We start from the raw sequence: 21,456 nt of genomic DNA, 5'->3' as shown, positions 1-21,456 counted from the left end.
CCAGGAGCTAGACGCGGTGGTCCGCGCGGCGGGGTGAGCCTGTTCCCCCGGAGCCGTGAGGAACTGGAGACGAGCTGCTCGTGTCCGGACTGAGGAGACCCGTGCAAGCGCGTGGCCGCCACGCACTATGTGCTCGGCGAGGCGCTGGACCGCGACCCGTTCCTCCTGTTCGAACTGCATGGCAGGACGAAGGAGCAGGTGCTCGGCGGCCTGCGCGCGGCGCGCGGGGGGATGCGTCCGTCCGCGACGTCGCCGTCGACCCAAGTGAAGCGGCTGCGGGGGACGCGGGCTGTGGCGGAGCCCGTGTCGGAGGCTCCGGGTGTGAAGCCTGGGAAGCTGACCCCGGCGGACTACGACGTGCCGCGTGCCGTTGCCGGCTCTGAGCTTCTCGTTCGATGCGCCGGTGGTGCATGGCGCGGTGCTGCGGCAGTTGGGGGCGCCGGCGTCATGGGGAGCGCCAGATGCGCCTGGGGAGGTTCTCGCGCCGCAGGTCCGCGCGGCGGCGGAGGAGGCGCGGCGCATCGCGCTCCAGGAGCCTGGGGACGCAGGGGAGGAGGCGGGCGCGAAGAGGAAGGGGCGGGGCTCGAAGCGGGGCGGTCGCTGAGGCGGGGGCGTGGCTCGGCGGGGGTGGGAAGAAAAAATGAAGGGGCCGCGAGGGATGTGTGCGGCGTTGGCGTCTTCCCGGTGGAGATGCGTGATGACCCCTGCTACCCGAGCGTCGGACGTGCCTGGGCTCCCTTCTGGGAGGGTGGGCCCGTGGCATCGTGCCGCGGTTCGTGGGGCAGGGACCTGTGTGCCCTCGTCAGGAGTTTGGGCGAGGACTCCCCCGTAGGACTGTCCCGCCGAGGCGGGGCCATCGAGGATGAACATGTCAGTGATTGACCTCGTCTACCCCGCGCGAGGCGGTGGGGTGCCATTGGACCATGGGTATGTTTTGTTCTCGGCGCTATCGCACCGGCTGCCGGGGCTGCATGCGCGCGAGGACGTCGGCATCTTCAATCTGCGAGGGACTCGGGCGAGCGGGAAGCGTCTGCTCGTGGGTCATGGGACGCTGCGGGTGAGGTGTCCCACGGAGGCGCTGCCGGTGTGGCTGCCTTTGGGGGGCGCTGCGATTGAAGTGGGGGGAGGGGAGGTGGCGCTGGGGATGCCACGGGTGTTCGCGCTGGAGGCGCCGGTGTCCTTGTCCGCGCGGGTGGTGACGTTCAAGAACGCGGTGGATGACGCGAGCTTCCGCGGCGCGGTGAAGCGGGCCCTGGCGGAGATGGAGTGCGAGGCCACGGTGCACGTGGGGCGGCGGCGCGTGGTGGGTATCGCGGGGAAGAAGGTAATTGGTTATGGGCTGATGTTGAGCAACCTGTCGCCGCGTGCGTCGGTGCGCTTGCAGGAGCGGGGGATGGGAGGGAGGCGACACATGGGGTGCGGACTGTTCCTGCCCACGCGCCTGCGCGTCGGCGTGGGGACCTGGCAGCGTGAGCCGCAGGGGGTGGCGGGCGCGGTGTAGGGGTTTGAGATGGGAGCAGGCGGGCCTGGGCGCGGAGACGCCTGGGCATTGTTTGTTTCTGGGGGACGGTGGAGTGCGGGCTCGTTGGGAGTGGGGTGTGAGGGATTGGACTTTCAAGCACCTCGGCGTGGCGGAGGCGGGGATGGGGGAAGTGGGCGGAAAGCCCTGGAGTAACGCGGGGTTGGGGCTCTTTGACAGGTGAATAGGTGCTTGAATGGGGAAAAAGCTTGGAGATTCAGGAGGTTGGATGATGTGGGATGGCTCGCGGGTGGAGATGGCGCCGAGAAGGGTGGGGGTGCTTGAAAAGGGGGGAGTCAAGATGCTGGAACTGCTTGGGATTCTGGGGCGGCTCCGCCGCTCGCCGTGATGCCGGAAGGCGTTGAGCACCAAGCACCCTGCTACTTTTTCTTTTCGAGTCCGGCCGCCGCTCGCCGTGATGCCGGAAGGCGTTGAGCACCCGCGCGGGTCTTCCAGCAGTGCATGGGCTCGGCGCCGCCGCTCGCCGTGATGCCGGAAGGCGTTGAGCACGCGTAGGGGTGCCAGAGGTACGCGCGGAGACTCCCCCGCCGCTCGCCGTGATGCCGGAAGGCGTTGAGCACAACTGCACCGACGTCTTGCCCAACGTGGCGGTGAAGACCGCCGCTCGCCGTGATGCCGGAAGGCGTTGAGCACTTGATGCGGTTGGGCTTCTGCCCGGGAATAGTCGGCTCCGCCGCTCGCCGTGATGCCGGAAGGCGTTGAGCACTCACTATCAGATGACCCTATAAATCCATCGATGTCCGCCGCTCGCCGTGATGCCGGAAGGCGTTGAGCACCAGGTGCAGCCACATGAGCTTGCCCGCCTCGCTCAGCGACCGCCGCTCGCCGTGATGCCGGAAGGCGTTGAGCACATGGGGACCTCCGCTTCCTTGAAGCCCGCTCCGAGACCGCCGCTCGCCGTGATGCCGGAAGGCGTTGAGCACATTTCGGCGCTCATGGTTCCACCTCAAATACAGCCCGCCGCTCGCCGTGATGCCGGAAGGCGTTGAGCACATCAGGGACTTGCGCGTGTTGTCCGAGGGGTCCGCGAACCCCGCCGCTCGCCGTGATGCCGGAAGGCGTTGAGCACATGGGCGCGAGCATCCACTGCCAGCCGGTTGAGTCCCCGCCGCTCGCCGTGATGCCGGAAGGCGTTGAGCACCGGAAGACAACCGTTTCCCCCTCGCGGATGATTTGCCGCCGCTCGCCGTGATGCCGGAAGGCGTTGAGCACTCATGCTCGGGAGACGCAGGACGCGCCGGTTGTTCCGCCGCTCGCCGTGATGCCGGAAGGCGTTGAGCACGCGCGGCGACGGCAGGTGCTTCCCTCTCCAGGTAGCCGCCGCTCGCCGTGATGCCGGAAGGCGTTGAGCACGCCTGCCCCTCGCGCTTCCAGAAGGCGCAGGCGACCCGCCGCTCGCCGTGATGCCGGAAGGCGTTGAGCACCCAGGACCAGGGCTACGACCCCTACGGAGGCTACCGCCGCTCGCCGTGATGCCGGAAGGCGTTGAGCACTTCGGTGGGGCCGCGAAGGGCTCGCTGCCCGCGCTGCCGCCGCTCGCCGTGATGCCGGAAGGCGTTGAGCACAGAACGTCTTCTGAAGAAGCCCGTCCTTCTGCAGCACCGCCGCTCGCCGTGATGCCGGAAGGCGTTGATGTTGCCGAGCACGCTTGTTGATGGACGGGTGAGCCGGCTGGATGATGGACGCCGGAATCCCGAGTCGGTTCAAGGCCCTACGGCCGCCTGGCGGCGGTGCCCTCCGGGCAGCCTTGAGCCGCCTCGTGCTCCGGCTCAAGCTGCAACCGTCGATTCCCCAAGGGGAATCGCCTCAAGAAGAGGCCATCATCGGCGGTGACACCCGTCCGAGCACGTTCGTGATGGACTCCAGTGGTTTCGCGCGCTTGCTGGAAGTGCCCATCAACGAGCCGGTCCGTGGAACGCCGTGGAACCATCAAAAAGCGTGCGCGGCAACAGTTGAGCACGCCGCGAGTCCCCGGTTGATGATTTCCCGGCTACGGCGCACCGCCGCTCGCCGTGATGCCGGAAGGCGTTGAGCACCCCACGATGTCATTCGGCACTTCGTTCAGGTTCAGGACCGCCGCTCGCCGTGATGCCGGCAGGCGTTGAGCACCGCCCCATCCAGTTCCTGATTACCTCGCCCGTCGTCCCGCCGCTCGCCGTGATGCCGGAAGGCGTTGAGCACATGTCTGACTCCATCGCGTACTTGTAGTTATGGAAGGTCCGCCGCTCGCCGTGATGCTGGAAGGCGTTGAGCACACTCAGATTTTCACTTTCAGCGGTAACACGCCAACCGCCGCTCGCCGTGATGCCGGAAGGCGTTGAGCACAGGCACGCCCGTCGGTAGTAGTCCCCGGGCACCTGCCCGCCGCTCGCCGTGATGCCGGAAGGCGTTGAGCACCTGGAGGGCAGGGCAGCGTGTCTTCGTGACGACCAGTTCCGCCGCTCGCCGTGATGCCGGAAGGCGTTGAGCACCACTCGGTCGCGTGGGCGCAGTCGCACGCCACACCCGCCGCTCGCCGTGATGCCGGAAGGCGTTGAGCACAACCGGAGCGGCGCCGTGCCATAACGGTTTTCCACCGTCCGCCGCTCGCCGTGATGCCGGAAGGCGTTGAGCACTGATGTAGTCCGTGGCCTTATCCACTCGGGCCTTTTCCCCGCCGCTCGCCGTGATGCCGGAAGGCGTTGAGCACCGGTCATCCCATGGACGGCCCCGCCCGACGTCGAGCCGCCGCTCGCCGTGATGCCGGAAGGCGTTGAGCACACGGTCTCCCAGACTTTGGCTTCGATGGTGTTCTGTGACCGCCGCTCGCCGTGATGCCGGAAGGCGTTGAGCACGCCAGTTGGCCCACTCCAGGGGTTCGTTGTCGAACCGCCGCTCGCCGTGATGCCGGAAGGCGTTGAGCACGGTTAACGCTGTCATTGCGCGCGCCGAGGTTCTCATCCGCCGCTCGCCGTGATGCCGGAAGGCGTTGAGCACGAGGGTGCCGGCTGGCGCGTGGCCGCGTGGAACTCCCGCCGCACGCCGTGATGCCGGAAGGCGTTGAGCACGACTTCGCGAACGGCTTGAACGGGCGCAGCGCTTCCAGCCGCCGCTCGCCGTGATGCCGGAAGGCGTTGAGCACCACAGCACGTACCAGTTCGTCAAGCTCGCGCCCCAGCCGCCGCTCGCCATGATGCCGGAAGGCGTTGAGCACCACTCCCGGCGTCCGGTGTCTCCCCGCTTCACCACCGCCGCTCGCCGTGATGCCGGAAGGCGTTGAGCACCCGTGAGGAATCAAGACACCGACAGCACACTTGCTGCCCCGCCGCTCGCCGTGATGCCGGAAGGCGTTGAGCACTCAGCATCTTGCGCTGAACGCAACGTGATTTGAAAACGACCGCCGCTCGCCGTGATGCCGGAAGGCGTTGAGCACTCTTCGACCAGCCCGGCGATGTCTTTCATGAGTCCCGCCGCTCGCCGTGATACCGGAAGGCGTTGAGCACCTTCATCGCGAAGCCGGGTCGCAGCTCCACGGCCTCGGCCGCCGCTCGCCGTGATGCCGGAAGGCGTTGAGCACATCAAGGTCACTGGAATCAGCGTCCCCGCTTGGACAGCCATCACTCGCCGTGATGCCGGACAAGGACACGGCCCTTTCTGAGTCCAGCGGCAGTTGCTGCCATCCCTTCAAGAGGGTGTGCTTCTCCCGGAGCTGGGCCGGGCCGCATCGCGCAGGGCGCCCAACGCCGAGTCCGGCTGGGTGAAGGCGAGGACGATGAGCTGGTCCAGGACGGACGCGCCAAGCGAGGCCAGTCGCTCTTCTGCCTCTGGTGGCAACGTCAGCTCCCGGAGGCGCGCGAAGGTGATGAGCGTCCGAGCCTTTTCTCGGGCGCGCTGTTCTTCCCAAAAGGGTGAATCCATCATGATGTTCCTCAACGATGGGGTGAGCTGAGCGCTGCCGAAGCGGCGTGATGTCAGGGTACCCAGGACGACGAGCAAATCCAGTCGCTCGTGGGTGGAAAGGTCGGTGGCTTGTCGGATACGTGCCTCTGCCCAAGTCGCTCGCTCGGGCCCCGCCCGGGCATCAAGGACGGAGAGCGGTAAGAGCGGCGTGGCGGCTTGGAGGGCTGGCTGCGAGAAGTCCACCTCCCACAAACGGACCACCAGGAAATCCAGGGTGAGCCTCGGTTGTCCCTGACAGCGGATGACGTAGGGAGGACGGACACCTTCCGCCTCGGGGACCACGAGGATGACCACGGGTAACACCGGGAGGTTTTCGCGCAGATGGACGCGCACGGTGTAGTCGAGGAGTCTCCGGGCGAAGTCCGGGTCTGCTTGAGCCTGCAGTTCGATTTCCACTGCGAAGCGCTCCGAGGTCGTCTCCACCACAAGCACCGCATCCGCGCGTCGCTCGGACTGCGGAAGGCTGGTGTCCGAGGCACGCACGAAGCGCGGTGCACCCTCGCCGAAGAGGAGGAACAGCAACTGCTCCGGATGGCGCTGAACGAGCCCACGGAGCACCAGGTCGAAGATGGGTCTCATGACGGACCTGAGAGGTAGTACACGGGTCTGACATCCATCAGGTAGGGCGGGCGCGTTCGTGAGCCCGTTGATGCCCCGGTGCGGAACAGCGCTCATGGGACTTGCGCGGAGGCTCGGGCAACCCGTGCTGGCTTCCGTTCATCGCGGCAGGCCGTGGCGACAGGCCACCCCGGAAAAAACGCACGGAGCCGCGAGGGGTGCGCGCGGCGTTGGCGTCTTCCTCGGTGGACATGTGCACCGACACCCATCCCCGCGCTTCATCCACCGCCTCCGGGCGACCTCCCCGAAGGTCTCCTGCTGTCACGGTAGCTGACGTCTGGGGGCCGTTCGCGCGCTGTGAGCCGCGCGCCCTCGCTCGGCCCACCGGCGAAGTCTCCCTGCGTCTTCACTCACCCCCACCTCGTCCCGCCCCGGCAGGACGAGGAGGAGCCGAGGTGTCTTCATGCAGCCCCTGAACCTGCCCCCGCCACCCAAGGACCCGAGCCCGAGGCGCAGACTGCCCGGTGGGCCTCGACGCGAGACCTTCTCCGTGGACCTGAAGACCGTCACGCCCATCCTCGGAGGCGCGCCAGTCCCACGTCAGCTCTCCGAAGTGGACCTCATCCGCGTGCCCACGCTGCGTGGACACCTGCGCTTCTGGTGGCGCGCGCTGTATGGCCATGGCTACGGCGAGGCCCAGCGGCTCGACCTCGCCCAGCGCGAGCGCGAGCTGTGGGGCGGCATGAGTCTGGGCAAGGAAAAGCCCCGCCGCTCCCAGGTGGACCTGTGCGTGCGCGCTGTCACTACCTCCGGGCAGGACCCTCACGATGTCTCGGAGGACGAGGCGTCGTCCTATGCGCTCTGGCCCTCTCGTCACACGCGAGAGCTCCCCACCGCGCCCCGCTGGAAGCCCGGCCTGCGCTTCACCCTGGAGGTCTCCGCTCCAGAGGGCGCGCTGTCGGCGGAGGTCCGCCACGCCTTCCGCGCGTGGGTGCTCTTCGGTGGGTATGGCTCACGAACCCGTCGTGGCTGCGGCACGGTGACGCTCGCCACCGAGGAGCAGTGCAAGCAATGGCTGCCGAGGAGCGCCGCCCGCGCGGAACTGCGCCGGCTCTTCGGGGACCTGCCCCTCCTCCAGCCCGAACTCGCGGGCACTCCGAGCGACCTGCCCCTGCTTCGCGGCGCGTGTTTCCTGCGTGGGATTAGAAACGAGTCCTGGCCTGACGGTAACAGTGCCTGGCTGGAGGCACTGGGCTGGCTGCGCGCGTTCCGTCAGGGCACCACAGGGGTGCAGGGCGAACGTCCGCGCAACCCACGCCCCACCGGAGACAAGCGCAATCGCGCGGGCCGCTCCAACTGGCCGGAGGCGGACAAGATTCGTCACCACGCGCGCACCTATCCTGCGGAGCACGCGCCGCGCTCGGCGTACTCGAAATCCCCCGCGTGGCCTCGCGCGGGCTTCGGGCTGCCCATCATCGTCCACTTCCAGCAGAAGCGGCGGGACTCGGACAATCCCTACCAGCCCCCCGAGCCCAAGAACGTGCAGCTCCAGTGGGTCCGCGACCGGGAGCGCGAGCCGAAGGACCGGCTGGCCTCACCGCTCATCGTCAAGGCGATGCCGCTGGCCAACGGTCGCTTCGAGCCCATCGCGCTGTGGCTGGAGCGCGGCTACCCCCAGGGCGGCAAGGTCGTCCTGGTGCAGTCGAACCGCGCCATCGACGCGACGCGCGCGGACTTCGACCTACTCCGCGCGAAAGACGACCAGCCCCTCTTCAATCCGCTGTGCGCCGCGACGTCGCTGCGCGAGGCGTTCTTCACCTGGCTTCGCGACACGAAGAAGGCTCGGGAGGCGTAGACCATGACGACTCAATCACACGTGCTCGTGCTCAAGGTCGGGCCGGTGCAGGGCTTCCTCGCCCAGGCCCGTCGCACGCGCGACCTCTGGTTTGGCAGCTACCTGCTCTCCTGCCTGAGCCGCGCCATGGCGTGCGCGCTCCGCGACGCCGGCGCCGAGCTCATCTTCCCCCACCCGGGGCAGCTTGAGGCGGCGGCCTCGAAGCCCGGCGCGCAGCCGAAGAGCGCCACGAAGACCGACGAGGCCCTGGCGGATGCCGAGGCGGTGAAGGGCTTCCCCAACAAGGTCCTCGCGGTGGTGAAGGGCGACGCGGCCAAGGTGGCCCGCGAAGCGCGCGAGGCGGCTCGAGTCACTCTTCGGAACGAGTGGGCGCGCGTGCGCAAGAACAGCGGGCCGCTGCTCGCGGAGGGCGCGGACGCGTGGGCGGACGAACAGCTCGATACCTTCCTGGAGTTCCACGCGGCCTGGGCGCCCATGGCCGACGGCGAGTACCAGGAGGCCCTCGATGAAGCCGAGGCCGCGCTGGAGGCGCGCCGGGGCCTGCGGGAGTTCAAGGCCTGGACCCAGGTCCCTCCCGCCGGCACGCACAAGTCGAGCCTCGACGGTGGACGCGCGTCCGTGCTGCGCGGCAAGCGTCCTCGGACTGGAGACTGGAAGCGGCTGCGCATCGGCGAGCGCGAGGAACTGGATGCGCTCGGGTTGCTCAAGCGCGCGGGCGGCCAGCCGGACCAGTTCGTCCCGGTGACGAGCATCGGGCTGGCGGCTTGGCTGGCGACGGCGAGCCAGACGCAGGGCGCGAAGCTCTCCGCGCTGCGTGGCGCCTGCTCGGGCCACCGGGGATTCACTTCTGTCCACCGGACGGACCTGTCCTGGGTGAACGCTTTCCCGTTCGACGGCCAGCTCCTTCTCCCGGACCGCTGGCGTCCGTACTTCGAGGAGTGGCGCGAGGGCGAGGACCGCAACGCGGCGAAGCATGAGGCCGAACGGTTCGCGGACTCGCACATCCGACCGCTGCTCGACGCCATGCCCGTGGCTCCCTTTCCCTATGTGGCCTGCCTGGTCGCCGACGGGGACCGGATGGGCGAGCTGCTCCGGTGTCTGGCTGCGCAAGGGGGCGTCGAGGCGCATCGTCGGGTCTCCCATGCGCTCGCGAGCTTCACGGACGAGGCGCGTGACATCGTCCAGTCGCGGTACCGAGGGATGCTCGTCTACGCGGGGGGCGATGATGTCCTCGCCTTCGTGTGTCCGGCGGACGCGCTCGCGTGTGCCCGGGCGCTGGCGACCGCGTTCTCGAAGCACCTGACGCCAGTCGTCGCGGACCCGGATGCATCGGTTCCCACGTTGTCGGTGGGGCTGGGCATCGGCCATGTGATGGAGAGCCTCGGGCAACTGCTGGACCTGGGTCGTCGGGCAGAGAAGGCCGCGAAGAAGTCGGGGCGCAACGCGCTCGCGGTCCTCGTGGCGAAGCATGCGGGGCGCGAGCGGTTATGGACCGCGAGCTGGACCCCGAAGGGTGACACCCCCGAGCCGCTGGCCCGACTGCATCAAGACATGGCGCTGCTGGGAGGAGACCTGCTGCCCCTGGGCAAGGTGCACGAGGTGGAGGCGATGGTGCGTCGCTTCCCGGAGAACGTCGAGGCCGCGTCGTCACGGGATCAGGCGCGGGTGCTGGCGGCCGAGGTGGCGCGAATCCTGGCGCGCGCCGAGGGGCGGGCCGAGGACCCCCCGGTCGACGCGAAGTCGGGAAAGGCCAAGGGCCTGACCCTGGAGGAGGTGGGCCTGCGAGGGCTCGACGTGGAGGCGGTGGACGGTGGGGCGAAGGTCCACGCGCGGCTGCTCGAGTGGGTGAACCGGATGCTGGTGGCGGGGACGCTCGAGCGGTCGCGCCGGAACCTGGTGCTCAGAGAGGGAGGTGGAGCATGAGTGACGAGTGCTTCGCGCTGCTGCCGCGCGACGGGCTGTCCGTGAAGGACGGCCGTGGCTGGTACACGAGTGAAATCGGACGCGGGTACTCGCATCCGTGGCCGTTGCCCACGACGGTGCGAGGCGCCCTGCGCGCCGCGTGGGGACAGGACCTCATGGCGGGGCAGCCGGGCGTGCGGCTGACGCCCGAGGCGTGGGAGAAGCGCTCCGCGAGCCTCGCGCTGACAGGATTCATCGCCCTGCGGCGCGACCTGGGGGAGGCGTCCTTCTCCACGCACCACCGGATGTGGCCGGCTCCCGCCGATGCGGTGGTGGTGGATGCCACGGAGGGCATGCCCGCGAGGGTCGAGCGCCTGCGTCCCTGGATGCCCGAATCCGAGGGCGTCATCAGCTCTCTCGGCCCCGATGACGATTCGGCCCGCGAGGCGCTGTGGCATCCCCGTCCCGACCATGAAGGGAGGATGAGCAAGCCCTCCGCGGAGGCTCCGGCCTTCTGGTCCGAGGTGCGGATGCTCGCGTGGCTGATGCGCGAGGACGTCCCGACTCCGACGACGCCCGGACCCGGTCATCGCACGGACGTGCACGTGGCCATCGCGCCGGGCACGCAGACCGCGGAGGACACGATGCTGCACTCGCGCCAGGTCGTGGAGTTGCTGCGACTGGAGAAGCGAGAGGGCGCGGAGGCGCCGGTCGCGGTGGAGTGGGCGCTGGGAGTGCGGTGCAGTCAGCCCGAGGGCGAGGCGGTGCGGGGCTTCCCCTCGGGAGTGCTGGGGCTGGGAGGCCGCAGGCGCTTGACGGAGGTGGAGTGTTCGACGGCGGAGCTGTTCGCCTGTCCTGACGACTTCCGTCCCGAGCCGTCGCGGGGCTTGCGGTTGGTGCTGGCGACGCCCGCGTGCTTCGAGCGGGGGTGGTTGCCGGATGGATTCTCGTGTCCCGAGGGGGGCGCGCCCGAGTACGTGGGCACGTTGCCTGGGGTGAAGGGGCCGGTGGTGCTGCGCGCGGCGCTGGTGACTCGGGCGCAGGACGTGTCCGCGTGGGACATGGTGAAGCGCGAGCCCCGGGCGACGCGGCGGTGGGTGCCCGCGGGGTCTGTCTATTTCTTCCAGAAGTGCGGCGGTGGCGTGTTCACCACCGAGGAGCTGCGCGCGTTGTGGCTGGCCTCGTGGGGCGGCGGTCGCGACGAGGCGCTCGGGCAGGTGTTGCCCGGCGTCTGGGAAATGCCCCCGGAGTGTGGAGAGTGAGCATGGAAAGCCGAGCCTATCTGCTGCAAGCGCTGTCCCCCCTGCACGTGGGCACGGGGCAGAGCGTGGGAGTCATCGACCTGCCGCTGATGCGGATGCGCTCCACGGGCATCCCCATCATCCCCGGCTCGTCGCTCAAGGGCGTGCTGCGCGACGCGAGCGCGAGCGACAACGTCCGGACCGACGCGGTCTTCGGTCCCCGGCGCAAGCAGAATGGGCCGCCGGGAGACGAGCCGAGTGAGTACGCGGGCGCGCTGGTGGTGGGGGACGCGCGGCTGCTCGCGCTGCCGGTGCGCAGCTTTGTGGGCACGTTCGCGCTGGTGACGTCGCCCTTGCTGCTGACCCTGGCGCGCCGGGACTGGGGTGGACGCCGTGGCGGCGGCGAGGCTCCACCGCCGGTGGCCTCACTGCCGAAACACAGCGCACGGGTGGCCTCCTTGAAGTCCTGTGTCTGTCTTCACCAGCAGGCGGACGGGGCGCGGGTCTACCTGGAGGACCTGGACCTGAAGGTGGACGCGAAGGACGACGCGGCGCTCGGGGCCTGGGCGGAGGCGCTCCAGCGCGTGCTGCCCACAGAGGAGCGGGAGATGCTCACGCGGCGCCTGGTGCTGGTGGACGATGAGACGATGAGCTTCCTCTGGGAGACGGCGATGCAGGTGGACACCCGCGTGAGCATCGACCCGGTGACGGGCACGGCCGCGAAGGGGCAGCTCTGGACGGAGGAGAGCCTGCCGGCCGAGACGCTGCTGATGGGGGTGATGGCCGCCTCGCGGGCTTGGCATCCGGAGCGCAATCTGGAGGCGGGCGAGGTGCTGGACGCGGCGCTCGGCGGGCAGGGGACGATGCTCCAGTTGGGGGGCAAGGCGACGGTGGGGCGCGGCTGGTGCCGGCTGTTGTCGTGGAAGGCCGGTGGCGGGGAGGCTCGGCGATGAGCGGCGCGACGCGAGAGCAGCAGCGGGCCACGGATGCGTATGCCCGCGTGACGGCGGTCCCCTCAGGAATCCAGGCGGACTACAAGCCGCGCGTGCATGGCTTGGGCGCATCGGTGCTGCGCGACGGTCTGGCCGCGGCGCTCACGTTCCTGGAGCGGGAGCGGGATGACAAGGATGCGAAGCCGCTCGAGACGAACGCCGCGATGCTGCTGCTCCATGACCTGTCGGTGGCGCTTATGAAAGCGCGGTTGCCAGGGCTGCCCTCGACGCTGACGGGAGACACGCTGCCTGGTGCGGTGCGGGGGCTGGGGCTGGAGGAGTACATGCTGGCCACGCGTGAGATGTTGCGGCTGGTGGTGTGGTTCCGTCGCGCCGTCCAGGCCACGTTCAAGGAGGCTCGCGATGCGTGACGCCTTGCGAGGGCTTCCCCGTGTAACGGACAAGGGGCCGAGTCATGCGGGGCTGGCCCATGAGCGGTATGCGCCCCAGAAGGACGACGAGCCGAAGGAAGACAACTCGCCGTGGCGGCGCTGGCTGAGCTGGATGGACGCGGCGCGGGAGCCGGAGGACTACGGCGTGGCGCACCGTCGTTGGCGCGAGTCGCTGGCCCAATGGCACACCGCCTCCGTGACGATGCGGGCGACGAGCCGGCTGTTGGCGGGGCACGGGAACGCCTCGCCCACGGGGGTGGGGCTGACGCTGCACCACACCTGGGGCGTGCCGGTGATTCCGGGCTCCTCGCTCAAGGGCGTGCTCGCGGCCTTCCTGCGCGCGAGCTTCGAGCCCTCCGAGGTGGCGGAGGCGTGTCGTCGGCTGTTCGGCGTGCCCGGGGACGAGCAACTCGGCCAAGCAGCGAGCGTGGGGCAGGTCATCTTCCATGACGCGCCGTGGGTGTCGAGCCGTGGGAAGGAGGGCGCGGAGTCGAAGATGCTGGCGCGCGATGTTCTCACGGTGCACCAGCGGAACTGGTACGGAGACGCGAAGTCCTGGCCCAACGACTACGAGTCGCCCAACCCCGTGGCCTTCCTGTCCGTGCGTCCCGAGGGGCGGTTCCTCGTAGCGCTGAGTGTGGCCCCGGGGGCGGATGCGGAGACGCTCTTGCTGTTGCGCTGGGCTGCTGACCGGTTGTGCGAGGCCCTGCGTGACTGGGGCGTGGGTGGCAAGACGGCCGCAGGATATGGGCGGCTGGCACCCGAGGGGAGTGTTGTCGTCAACCCGCCGCGCGCGGTGTCGCGACCCTCGCCGGAGCGGGACGCGTTCAAGGCGTGGGTGGAGGCGCAGCGCGCGGCGAAGACGGAGCAGCGCAAGGTGCTCGGAGCGTTCGAGACGGAGTGGCTCGACAGGCTGGCGACACTGGCGCGTGAGGCGCGTACGGAGTGTGCCCAGGCGCTTCGCGCGCTGGTGAAGAGCCCCAAGCTTCAGGAACATCTCGAGGATCTGCTCCAGCTCCTGATGGGGAGAGCGTGAGCAGGGCCCTTCGAGGAGTGGCACGTCTGGAGCGTGATGCTCTTGGGGGCGTGACCGGCTTCGGTTCCGCGTGAACCAGAGGGAGATCGCCGCCATCCTGTCAGGCGTGGTGTTGCTGGTGATGAGGTTGCGCGGCGGGTACGTGAAGTGGGGGGCGGGCCATCAATTCCCAGGAGGATTGGTCGGAGGAGCCGCCGCTGTTTCGCGTCCTGAGAGGTGTTGGCCTTTCAAGCACCGACGCGTGGCGGAGGCATGTAAGGGGATTCGGGGCAAAACGCCGAACCCCAGCGCTCGTTTGAAGCTCTTTGACAGGTGAATAGTTGCTTGAACGGGAAGATGCGCTGGAGTTTTAGTGAGCTGGATGACCGTCGGACGCGGCGTTGGTGATGCTGTGCACGAACAGGGTGGGGGTGCCTGAAAACAGAGGGCCAAGATGGCGGAGCCATCGGAGATTCGAGGGCGGCCCCGCCGTTCGCCGTGATGCCGGAAGGCGTTGAGCACACCCGTCCCCGTCCCCGTTCGCTGTGATGCCGGAAGGCGTTGAGCACAACGGGACCTGCGGCGTCTCCTTGAATCCGTGCGGCCGCCGCCTACCGTGATGTCGGAAGGCGTTGCGCACGACCCATGAAGGCCGCCGCACACCCCTGGTCTCCCGCCGCTCGCCGTGGTGCCGGAAGGTGTTGAGCACTTGAATCCGTACTGACCGAACGTCACCATTTGGTGCCTGCCGCTCGCCGTGATGCTGGAAGGCGTTGAGCACATCTGCTCGCCCCAGTGGAAGCCCTCGTGGATGGAGCCGCCGCTCGCCGTGATGCCGGAAGGCGTTGAGCACTAGTTCGGGTGGACCTTGAAGCAGTCGTGGATCGGGACCGCCGCTCGCCGTGATGCCGAAAGGCGTTGAGTACAACGGCCCCACCGCCTCCACCAGCGCGGGCGAGGTGCCGTCGCTCGCCGTGATGCCGGAAGGCGTTGAGCACACTGCAAAAACAGCAACAGCCTCCAGCAGATTCTGCCGCCGCTCGCCGTGATGCCGGAAGGCGTTGAGCACTTCATGTTCAGCGGCCGGTCCGGTGTCTGCCCATCGTCGCCGCCGCTCGCCGTGATGCCGGAAGGCGTTGAGCACGGCGCCTCTGGAGGGACGCACCGTGAAGGCATACCGCCGCTCGCCGTGATGCCGGAAGGCGTTGAGCACTGATGACCCCGAGCGCGAAGTGCAACACACGCAACCGCCGCTCGCCGTGATGCCGGAAGGCGTTGAGCACAAGATGACGCCATTGCCATTGAGGCTGATGATTCCCGCCGCTCGCCGTGATGCCGGAAGGCGTTGAGCACTCGTCCTCCTGGTCGTTGCGAAGAAAGCTGGCCACCGCCGCTCGCCGTGATGCCGGAAGGCGTTGAGCACCTCCGCACGCCCGAGCAGCCGACGCCGCCGGGCAGGTACCGTCGCTCGCCGTGATGCCGGAAGGCGTTGAGCACTAGCAGTTCCCCTTGTGCTCGGCGGTGTTCTCAGGGCCGCCGCTCGCCGTGATGCCGGAAGGCGTTGAGCACATGAAGGGCTCGGGGTTCTCCAGGACGAACCGGCGCCGCCGCTCGCCGTGATGCCGGAAGGCGTTGAGCACTTCCCGAGGTAGTTGTTGTAAGTGCATGCTTCCGCGACATGTGGAACGTCTCTTCCTTATGGCGAGGTGCGCTGGCCCTCTGGCTCTGCCTGGTGTTGTCGTGTGCCTCGGGCCCCAGGTCGGGTGCGGCCTCCACGACGGTGGTGCGTGTCGCGGCACGTGAACTCTCGGATGGGCGTTGGGCGCTCTCGTTTCCGCCCCTCCCTCCGGTAGCGAATGCGCGAGAGCTTTCTGTCGAGGAGGCCCGAGCGCTGCTCGCCGTGTTCCAGCAGGACTTCCCTCTCGCGGAGAATGTCCGGGGACGGCGGCTCTGGGCGTCCTCGCGGCAGGTGGCCTCGGTGGACTCCAGTCCCTCGGATTGGGAACCGCGGCTTCGTCAGGAGTACTTGACGCGTTTTGGCCCGTCCCGGCTGCCGCTGCCTGCTTCACTGGAGGACAGCCCGGTCCTCCTCGCGCTGCGGCTCTCACCTGGCTACATGGCCCCCGGGCTCCGGGATGCGGCGCTGGAGATGTTCCGTTCCCCGGCCTTCCTCGTGAGTGTCACCCTCGCGATGTTGGTCTATGTGGCTGCGTGGGCACTGCCAGAACCGGTGTTTTCCAAGGCCTTCGCCACGGCGGTGACCGTGAGACTGGCGCTCGCCGTGGGCGTGCATGAGCTGATTCAGCTCGGGCGCATCTGCGTGCGTCTCTACGAAGAGTCCATGGCCGCTCGGACTGCGGAAGAACTGGAGGCGGTGGCCGAGCGTTTCGGTGGTGCCGTGGGAGCCAGCGCGCTGCGGGTGCTGGCGCTGGTGGCCAGCTTCGGAGTCGCCAAGGTGCTGCCCCCTGTTTCCGCCGGGGGATTGGGACCGCCGATGTGGGGGCCTTCGCGCTACGTCCTCGCCGAGGGAATGTCGCTGAGTTCCGGTGCCGTGGCCCATGTCGTGGCGGATGGAACGGTCGTGGTGGCCGGAGCCCTGGTTGGGACGATGGTGGCCCCGGTGTGTGGTGGTACCGCTGTCTGCTCGATGCAGGACGAGGTCGGCTCGCCTGCGAGTGAGACCGGGCTGTCGACGCGCTATGGTGGTGCACACACCCGACGAAATCCGCCTCACAACGAGACCATCGAAAAGGAACTGGCCCGACGAGAGTCCGCGGGGCACGGTGACTTGCGCAAGAATCAGTCACAGGTCACCGCTCAGGGGCGACCGGTCCAGGACCCGAGCCCTGTAGGAGGCATCCGCTTCCGGAGACCGGACGCGTCCTCCGTACGACCCGATGGCGTCCGCCACAACACCAATTACGTTTCCAACCCCAAGGACCTGGCGCGCGAGATTGAGGCCTTCGAGTCCATGGTTCGCGCGGACCGGAAGGCCATCCAGGAGTTGTACTCGCTCGACGGGACGTTGGTCCGGCGGTACGTCCCTCCGGGATTGAGCTTCCCTTGAGTGCTCGGGACGAGGACGGGGCTTCCATGGCATCGCGTGGCGATACAGCGAAGGCAGCGGACGAGTTGGTTGAATCCTTCCATCAAGGCGACGAGGCGCGCGCGCGCGAAGCAGTCGCCCGACTGGGCGCTGACGCGGAGGCGTGGTTGGCGCGCTCGTTGGAGTCTCCGGACGCGCGGCTGCGACGTGCCGCGGTCTTCGGATTGGGCGTGTTGGGAGGAGCCTCCAATCTTCGTCGTCTGGAGCGGCAGCTCGTCATCGAAGAGGCTCGCGCCGACTTGGATGGCAAGGCCGTCGCGGAGGTGGTGACGCAGTCCCTCGGCGAACTCCATGAAGCCGAGACTCGCGGAAGCCTGACGCGTCGACTCGAGCAGCTGACACGTGGTGCACCAGGGGCGTCGGAGCTGTACACACTTGCGCATGCGCTCTGGAAGCGGAGGCACCCCGAGCTGCTCCCGGTCGTGGAGCAGGCCATACGCACCCTCACGCCCTCCGTCTCGGGCCCTCTTCAGGGGCTGCAAGTCCTCTTGTCGAAGTCGCCGGAGTCGCTGAGCGAGTGGGCAGGTGACGCGTCCGTTGCCCTGGCCGACAAGACGCGAGTCCTCACGGTGCTTGAATCGGACCTGCCCGAGGCATGGCTGCCTTCGCTGGCCGCGTTCATCCCGTCCTCGCTTTCGGATTCGAGTACGAGCGCGCGCGAATATGTGGAGTGTCTCCTGTCCGTACTGCTGGCCCACTCGGAGCGCGTCCTTCCCTGTCTGCCCGACGATGCCCAGACAAGGCTGCGCAGCCTCGCACTGGGGCTGCTCGGATCACAAGATCCCGACCTCTCCTTGCGCTCCGCCATCATTCTTCAATCCGTCGGGCTTCCAGAGGACGCGGAGGTCATCGAGGCACATCGCCCTCAGGACTCCATTGGAGCCAAGGCTTTCGATGATGCGGCGCGTGCGCTGCGTCCCTCGAAACCCACCTCCCACTGACTGTTGGCGGTCATCACGGAGCGCGGGAATCGGTCATCGGCGCATAGCGCCCTCTCCTCATCGCGGCTGTACTCCACCGCGGCCTCCGCTCGCCGTGATGCTGGAAGGCGTTGAGGACCCCACCTTGTCGTGGTTCCAATGGGCGTGCATTTCCCGCAGCTCACCGTGACGCAGAGGGTGGGCTTGACCCGGTCAGGCGATCGGCACCCACCTTCATTCCATGCCTCAGCCTGTCGCTCGACAGCGTGTCGGACCGGACTGGGAACCTCTGTTCTTCTCCAGCCCCAATCGGGGGCTTTCACGGGAGGCGTCGATGTTCGCGCGTCGGAGTCGGGCCGTTGTGTCGCCGCTGGGAGCCTTCGCGGCCATGGGGCTGGGGTGAACAATGCGCGCTCATCGGCGGCGACTCAGCGGCGTTGTCCTGGCGCTGGCCCTGGCGTTTCTCACTGCGGGATGTGCCTCGCAGCCGACGAGGGCTGGCCCAGGGGACTCCCTCTCGTCCTTCTCGGGCCGAATGCTCACGTCGGCGTTGGGGGACAGTGCTGTCGCGAGCCTTCCAGAGGACGACTCGCTTGACGACTCGTCCCCTGTGGCGGGTGAGGTCGAGCCCCCGTTGCACTTTCGTCGAGGCCCGTTGGTTGCCTTTGAGGCGGGCGTAGGCGGAGGTGAGATGGCGGCCTTGCCTGTCGTCGATGTCTTGTCCGGCGCCTGCGGAGAGGTACCCTCGGGTTGGCCGCGCTTGTCCACGGACGAGCAGGTGCTGGCGCCCTTCCTGGCATGCACGACTCCAGCGGCTTTCCTGGCCTTGCAGCGCACGCTGGACATGGCCCGGCTGGTGGAAAGCCTCTCGGCCTGGAATGCAGTCCGGCTGGGCGCCCTGGGCCCGTTGGAGACCAAGGCAGCCAGGGTTCTCCTCAAGCAGCGCGTCGTCTTCCTCGCCACCGCCGCCGAGAAGTACGGGCCGGGCCAGGCGGAAGTCCTCGCCCTCTTCGTCCTCCACACGGCCTTCGACGACGAGATGCGGGACGTGCTGCGCCTGCTGGCCGAGGACAAACTGCTGAAGCGCGCTCTGGGTGGAATGGAAGTCGTCCGCGCGGAGCTCCAGCAGAGGGGGCTCGGCCTGGACGATTTCCCGGAGAGGGACTTCCGCGCCAGCGACGTCGCACGCGGGTTGAGCAGGGCCACGGATGACGTCGCCTCCTCGATTCCCCTGGTGGGTGGGAGCCGAAGCGTAGGGGCCTCGTCGCTTCCTCAGCAGTTACCGCCTGTCTACCGCGAGGCGTACTGGGAGGTGGAGAAGGCGCAGTACCTGGGGGCCTTCGCGCCGGGCAACGTAGCCTTGGCGGCCTTCGACCACCTCACCTTCGGCGTGCCGCTGGGCTTCTACTCCCTGGCGGCCGGGACGGCGCACGGCGGAGCTTCCCTGACGAAGGGAGAGTACGAGGAGGCCACGCGGCAGCTGGCGCCCGCGGCCCTCATGGTGGGCCTGTACACGGGAGGCAAGGGCGCGCGCGGCTTTCGCGAAGCTGGCCCCGCCAGACAGGAGAGGACACGGCTCCATGCGACGGTGTCTCGCGTGGAAGCGCTGACGGCCGTGCTCGACAGGTTGGAGGCGCGGGCGGGGGCGAGCGCCGTGGGGGAGTTGGCCCGCCACGTCCAGCAGAGTCGGGAGGCGGCGCTCCTGGTGGCGGAGTGGGGCGAGGCCGGAGCGCTGGCCCTTCATGAGGCACGAGGCAATCCGGCTCAAGCGCAGGCCACGCTGGCGGTGCGGTACAAAGAGCCCGCGAGGGCCACGCCAACGAGGGGTGGAGCAGGGAAGAGCAGCGGCAGGCCCTCTCTGCCTCCCGAGTCATCCGGCCTCCCCGCCGAGGTGGCGGAGGCGAAGTTCCGACAGGTGGAAGCCGAGGCTGGAGGGGCCCGCTTGCCGACGGACGTGGCAGCCCTGAAGAAGCACCGCGAGGCGCTCTTGAGCGCCGCGCCTCCTGGTGCCGCAGCGCACCCACTCTGGCCCGACTACCTGTCCTACCTGGAGAAGCGGGCCACCGAAATCGAGCAGGGAGCGGCATCCAAGGGACCGCTGCCGTGGGCCGGCTACCAGTCCGTGCGCGACCTGTTTGCCCGGGGCCTCGCCTTCGAGCGGGACATGGTCGTCCTCCTGGAGGCGGATGCGGCCCTGCCGAGGGCGCAGCGGCGGTGGCTCAGGGACTTCGAGCAGCCGCGCATCGAGACGCATGTGGGCGTGACCAAGTCGGACCTGCGGTTCGCGGATGTTCTCGTCATCGAGGCGCGGCCCTCTCCCGGCGGGTCTCCTCGCGTGGAGACCTTCAGCTTCAAGAGCCGGGATTTCTCGCGAATGGAATCAAGTGCACTCGAAGGCCAGATGACCACGGACGCAAGCAACGCCCTGAGATATTACGGCGAGACACTGAGCATCCGCCGGCCTGGCATGCAGATGGATGCGCGGGTTCAAAGGATTCGCCTGATTTATGAAGGTGGAAAGTTCAAACCCAGGGACATTAGAGTCTTGCAGCAAGCCTTGAATGGCACTCGTCACGCGGTTCAGGGAGTGGAGGTGGGGTTTCAATGAGGCATCTGAACCTGTGGGAGTCGAGGGCGGCGGACTGTCTCATGCTTTCGTTCGAGGCGACGTTCAGTGGTGCGGCTCCCGTTGAGGATGAGTTGGGACCCCTCTTCGATGCCTTGGAGGCGCAGGCGGGCGAGTGGATGCCAGATGTCGTTGGGGGGAAGCATGACCGCAAGTATTCCAGGGACGCCGTCTGGAAGGCTTTCGAGGAGAAGCGCAGGGAGAGGACCGCGACTGTCGGTCTTTATCGAACGCAAGAGCCCGCGCTGGATATGACGCTCAGGCTTCAGCTCTCTCCGCTGTCTTCAAAACTGGGTGTCTCAATCTTTATCAACTCACTCCCGCTCTTTGCTGGGGGCGAGGTGTGTGGTCGATTCGTGAAGATGGTTCGCGCGTGGGCCCTGCGCTACCCGGCCTCCCATGCATCGGCTCACAGCATGGCCGATGATCAACTGTCGGGTGCTCCCAGCTTTGGCCGGGATGATGAGACTGTTTATCGAGACGGGTTCGATAGCATCTACGAAATCTCCTGGCTCAATGTCTTCGGTCCGAAGCTGGTGGAGAAGGTAGGCCGCGAGAGGATGCTGACGACCCCGGCGCACCTCGTGGAGGAACTTCCGAACGGCTCCGTCCTCGTGGTGCTGCGCCCCATCGCCGCCGACTTCGCGAGTGACGATGCGCGTGTCGCCCAGGCCCGTGTCCATGTTCACCTGCGGCCAGACCTCGACTTCGACACGGTGCTGAGCACGCTGCGTGAGCGCAGTGTCGTGCTTGCTCCTGTGGAACCGCGCTTCCACCCGGACCTGGCGCCGCTCCTCGCACGACTGCCGGACGAGTTCGCCATCAGCGAACGTCAGCGGAAGGTCGCGGAGCTCAACGCCTTCCGGCCACCCGAGCCGGAGGAGTGGCTTCCTGTCGCCCTGCCATCGGACGTGGAGAATCCGGAGCGCCTTCTCGGTGACTACGCTGGCCTGACCGAAGGCCTCGTGGCGGCACTGCATACCAAGGTGCCCTCCATCATGAACGAGACGCCCGAGTCCCTCACGGACCTCGACTTCTACTTCTGGAGGGAGGACTTTCCAGAGAGGTACACGCGGGACCTCATCGACAAGCACACCGCTCCGGCTCTGGGAGCCTACCTGGGTGGCCTGCTGGTGCGGCGGCTGGGCGGGACGTGGGTACCCCGGCAGAAACTGGAGGAGTCCCAGGTGCGCGTCGGCAAGCTCGTCTGGCTGCCCTTCCTCCGCGCTCGCCGCTACATGCAGTCCAGCCAGTCCCTGCTGGACTACTCGCTCACGCAGTTCTTCCGGGCGGTGGAGCGGCACCAGGCCTGACTCTTCGAGTCCGGCCACGAAAAAGCCCGGGCGCCTCAAGAGGCAACCCGGGCTCAA

Annotated in this window: 13 protein-coding genes and 3 CRISPR repeat arrays; of the genes, 12 read left to right on the top strand and 1 reads right to left on the bottom strand. The window is 68.1% G+C overall.

Annotated elements, in window-relative coordinates:
* Window positions 1-364: 364 nt before the first annotated feature.
* On the top strand, window positions 365-604 hold the full coding sequence (locus ACN469_RS20855) for a hypothetical protein (RefSeq protein ID WP_498770485.1): 240 nt from the start codon (window positions 365-367) through the stop codon (window positions 602-604).
* A gap of 264 nt (window positions 605-868) precedes the next feature.
* Window positions 869-1,501, top strand: a complete 633-nt coding sequence (gene cas6, locus ACN469_RS20850) for a type I-MYXAN CRISPR-associated protein Cas6/Cmx6 (protein WP_498770484.1) — start codon at window positions 869-871, stop codon at window positions 1,499-1,501.
* Window positions 1,502-1,852: 351 nt separating this feature from the next.
* Window positions 1,853-3,177: direct repeats of the CRISPR family, unit length 36 nt; unit sequence CCGCCGCTCGCCGTGATGCCGGAAGGCGTTGAGCAC.
* 362 nt (window positions 3,178-3,539) lie between these two features.
* Window positions 3,540-5,096: a CRISPR direct-repeat array (repeat unit 36 nt; unit sequence CCGCCGCTCGCCGTGATGCCGGAAGGCGTTGAGCAC).
* 107 nt (window positions 5,097-5,203) lie between these two features.
* Here the strand turns inward: cas6 and ACN469_RS20845 are convergent.
* Window positions 5,204-6,058, bottom strand: a complete 855-nt coding sequence (locus ACN469_RS20845) for an RpnC/YadD family protein (protein WP_498770483.1) — start codon at window positions 6,056-6,058, stop codon at window positions 5,204-5,206.
* Window positions 6,059-6,500: 442 nt separating this feature from the next.
* Here ACN469_RS20845 and ACN469_RS20840 point away from each other — a divergent pair, with 442 nt between their 5' ends.
* The 10 genes from ACN469_RS20840 (at window position 6,501) to ACN469_RS20795 (ending at window position 21,399) form a co-directional block, all read left to right on the top strand.
* Window positions 6,501-7,892 (top strand): RAMP superfamily CRISPR-associated protein, encoded by a 1,392-nt coding sequence (locus tag ACN469_RS20840; protein WP_498770482.1) that lies wholly within the window; start codon window positions 6,501-6,503, stop codon window positions 7,890-7,892.
* Between the two features lie 3 nt (window positions 7,893-7,895).
* Complete coding sequence (gene cas10, locus ACN469_RS20835) at window positions 7,896-9,815, top strand: type III-B CRISPR-associated protein Cas10/Cmr2 (protein ID WP_498770481.1); 1,920 nt, start codon at window positions 7,896-7,898, stop codon at window positions 9,813-9,815.
* Complete coding sequence (locus tag ACN469_RS20830) at window positions 9,812-11,056, top strand: type III-B CRISPR module-associated Cmr3 family protein (protein ID WP_498770480.1); 1,245 nt, start codon at window positions 9,812-9,814, stop codon at window positions 11,054-11,056. The genes cas10 and ACN469_RS20830 overlap by 4 nt, the downstream gene beginning before the upstream one ends.
* A 2-nt stretch (window positions 11,057-11,058) precedes the next feature.
* A complete protein-coding gene (cmr4, locus tag ACN469_RS20825; protein WP_498770479.1) occupies window positions 11,059-11,988 on the top strand; it encodes a type III-B CRISPR module RAMP protein Cmr4 in 930 nt (309 codons plus the stop codon).
* Window positions 11,985-12,398 carry a type III-B CRISPR module-associated protein Cmr5 gene (locus ACN469_RS20820; protein WP_498770478.1) on the top strand — a complete coding sequence of 138 codons (414 nt, stop codon included), beginning with the start codon at window positions 11,985-11,987 and terminating at the stop codon, window positions 12,396-12,398. Before cmr4 ends, ACN469_RS20820 begins: the two co-directional genes overlap by 4 nt.
* Entirely contained in the window at window positions 12,391-13,455 is a 1,065-nt protein-coding gene (gene cmr6 / locus ACN469_RS20815; RefSeq protein ID WP_498770477.1) for a type III-B CRISPR module RAMP protein Cmr6, read from the top strand. Before ACN469_RS20820 ends, cmr6 begins: the two co-directional genes overlap by 8 nt.
* A 583-nt stretch (window positions 13,456-14,038) precedes the next feature.
* Window positions 14,039-15,074: direct repeats of the CRISPR family, unit length 36 nt; unit sequence CCGCCGCTCGCCGTGATGCCGGAAGGCGTTGAGCAC.
* A gap of 386 nt (window positions 15,075-15,460) precedes the next feature.
* On the top strand, window positions 15,461-16,501 hold the full coding sequence (locus ACN469_RS20810) for a hypothetical protein (RefSeq protein WP_498770476.1): 1,041 nt from the start codon (window positions 15,461-15,463) through the stop codon (window positions 16,499-16,501).
* A 26-nt stretch (window positions 16,502-16,527) separates the two neighbouring features.
* Entirely contained in the window at window positions 16,528-17,481 is a 954-nt protein-coding gene (locus ACN469_RS20805) for a hypothetical protein (protein ID WP_498770475.1), read from the top strand.
* A gap of 385 nt (window positions 17,482-17,866) precedes the next feature.
* Window positions 17,867-20,068, top strand: a complete 2,202-nt coding sequence (locus tag ACN469_RS20800; RefSeq protein ID WP_498770474.1) for a hypothetical protein — start codon at window positions 17,867-17,869, stop codon at window positions 20,066-20,068.
* On the top strand, window positions 20,065-21,399 hold the full coding sequence (locus ACN469_RS20795) for a hypothetical protein (RefSeq protein ID WP_498770473.1): 1,335 nt from the start codon (window positions 20,065-20,067) through the stop codon (window positions 21,397-21,399). The genes ACN469_RS20800 and ACN469_RS20795 overlap by 4 nt, the downstream gene beginning before the upstream one ends.
* The last annotated feature ends 57 nt before the right edge of the window (window positions 21,400-21,456 follow it).

The organism is Corallococcus terminator, from assembly GCF_049194865.1.
Classification (GTDB): domain Bacteria; phylum Myxococcota; class Myxococcia; order Myxococcales; family Myxococcaceae; genus Myxococcus; species Myxococcus terminator_A.
The sequence above is the reverse complement of the archived record's forward strand: the minus strand, read 5'-3'. Positions and strand labels throughout refer to the sequence as shown.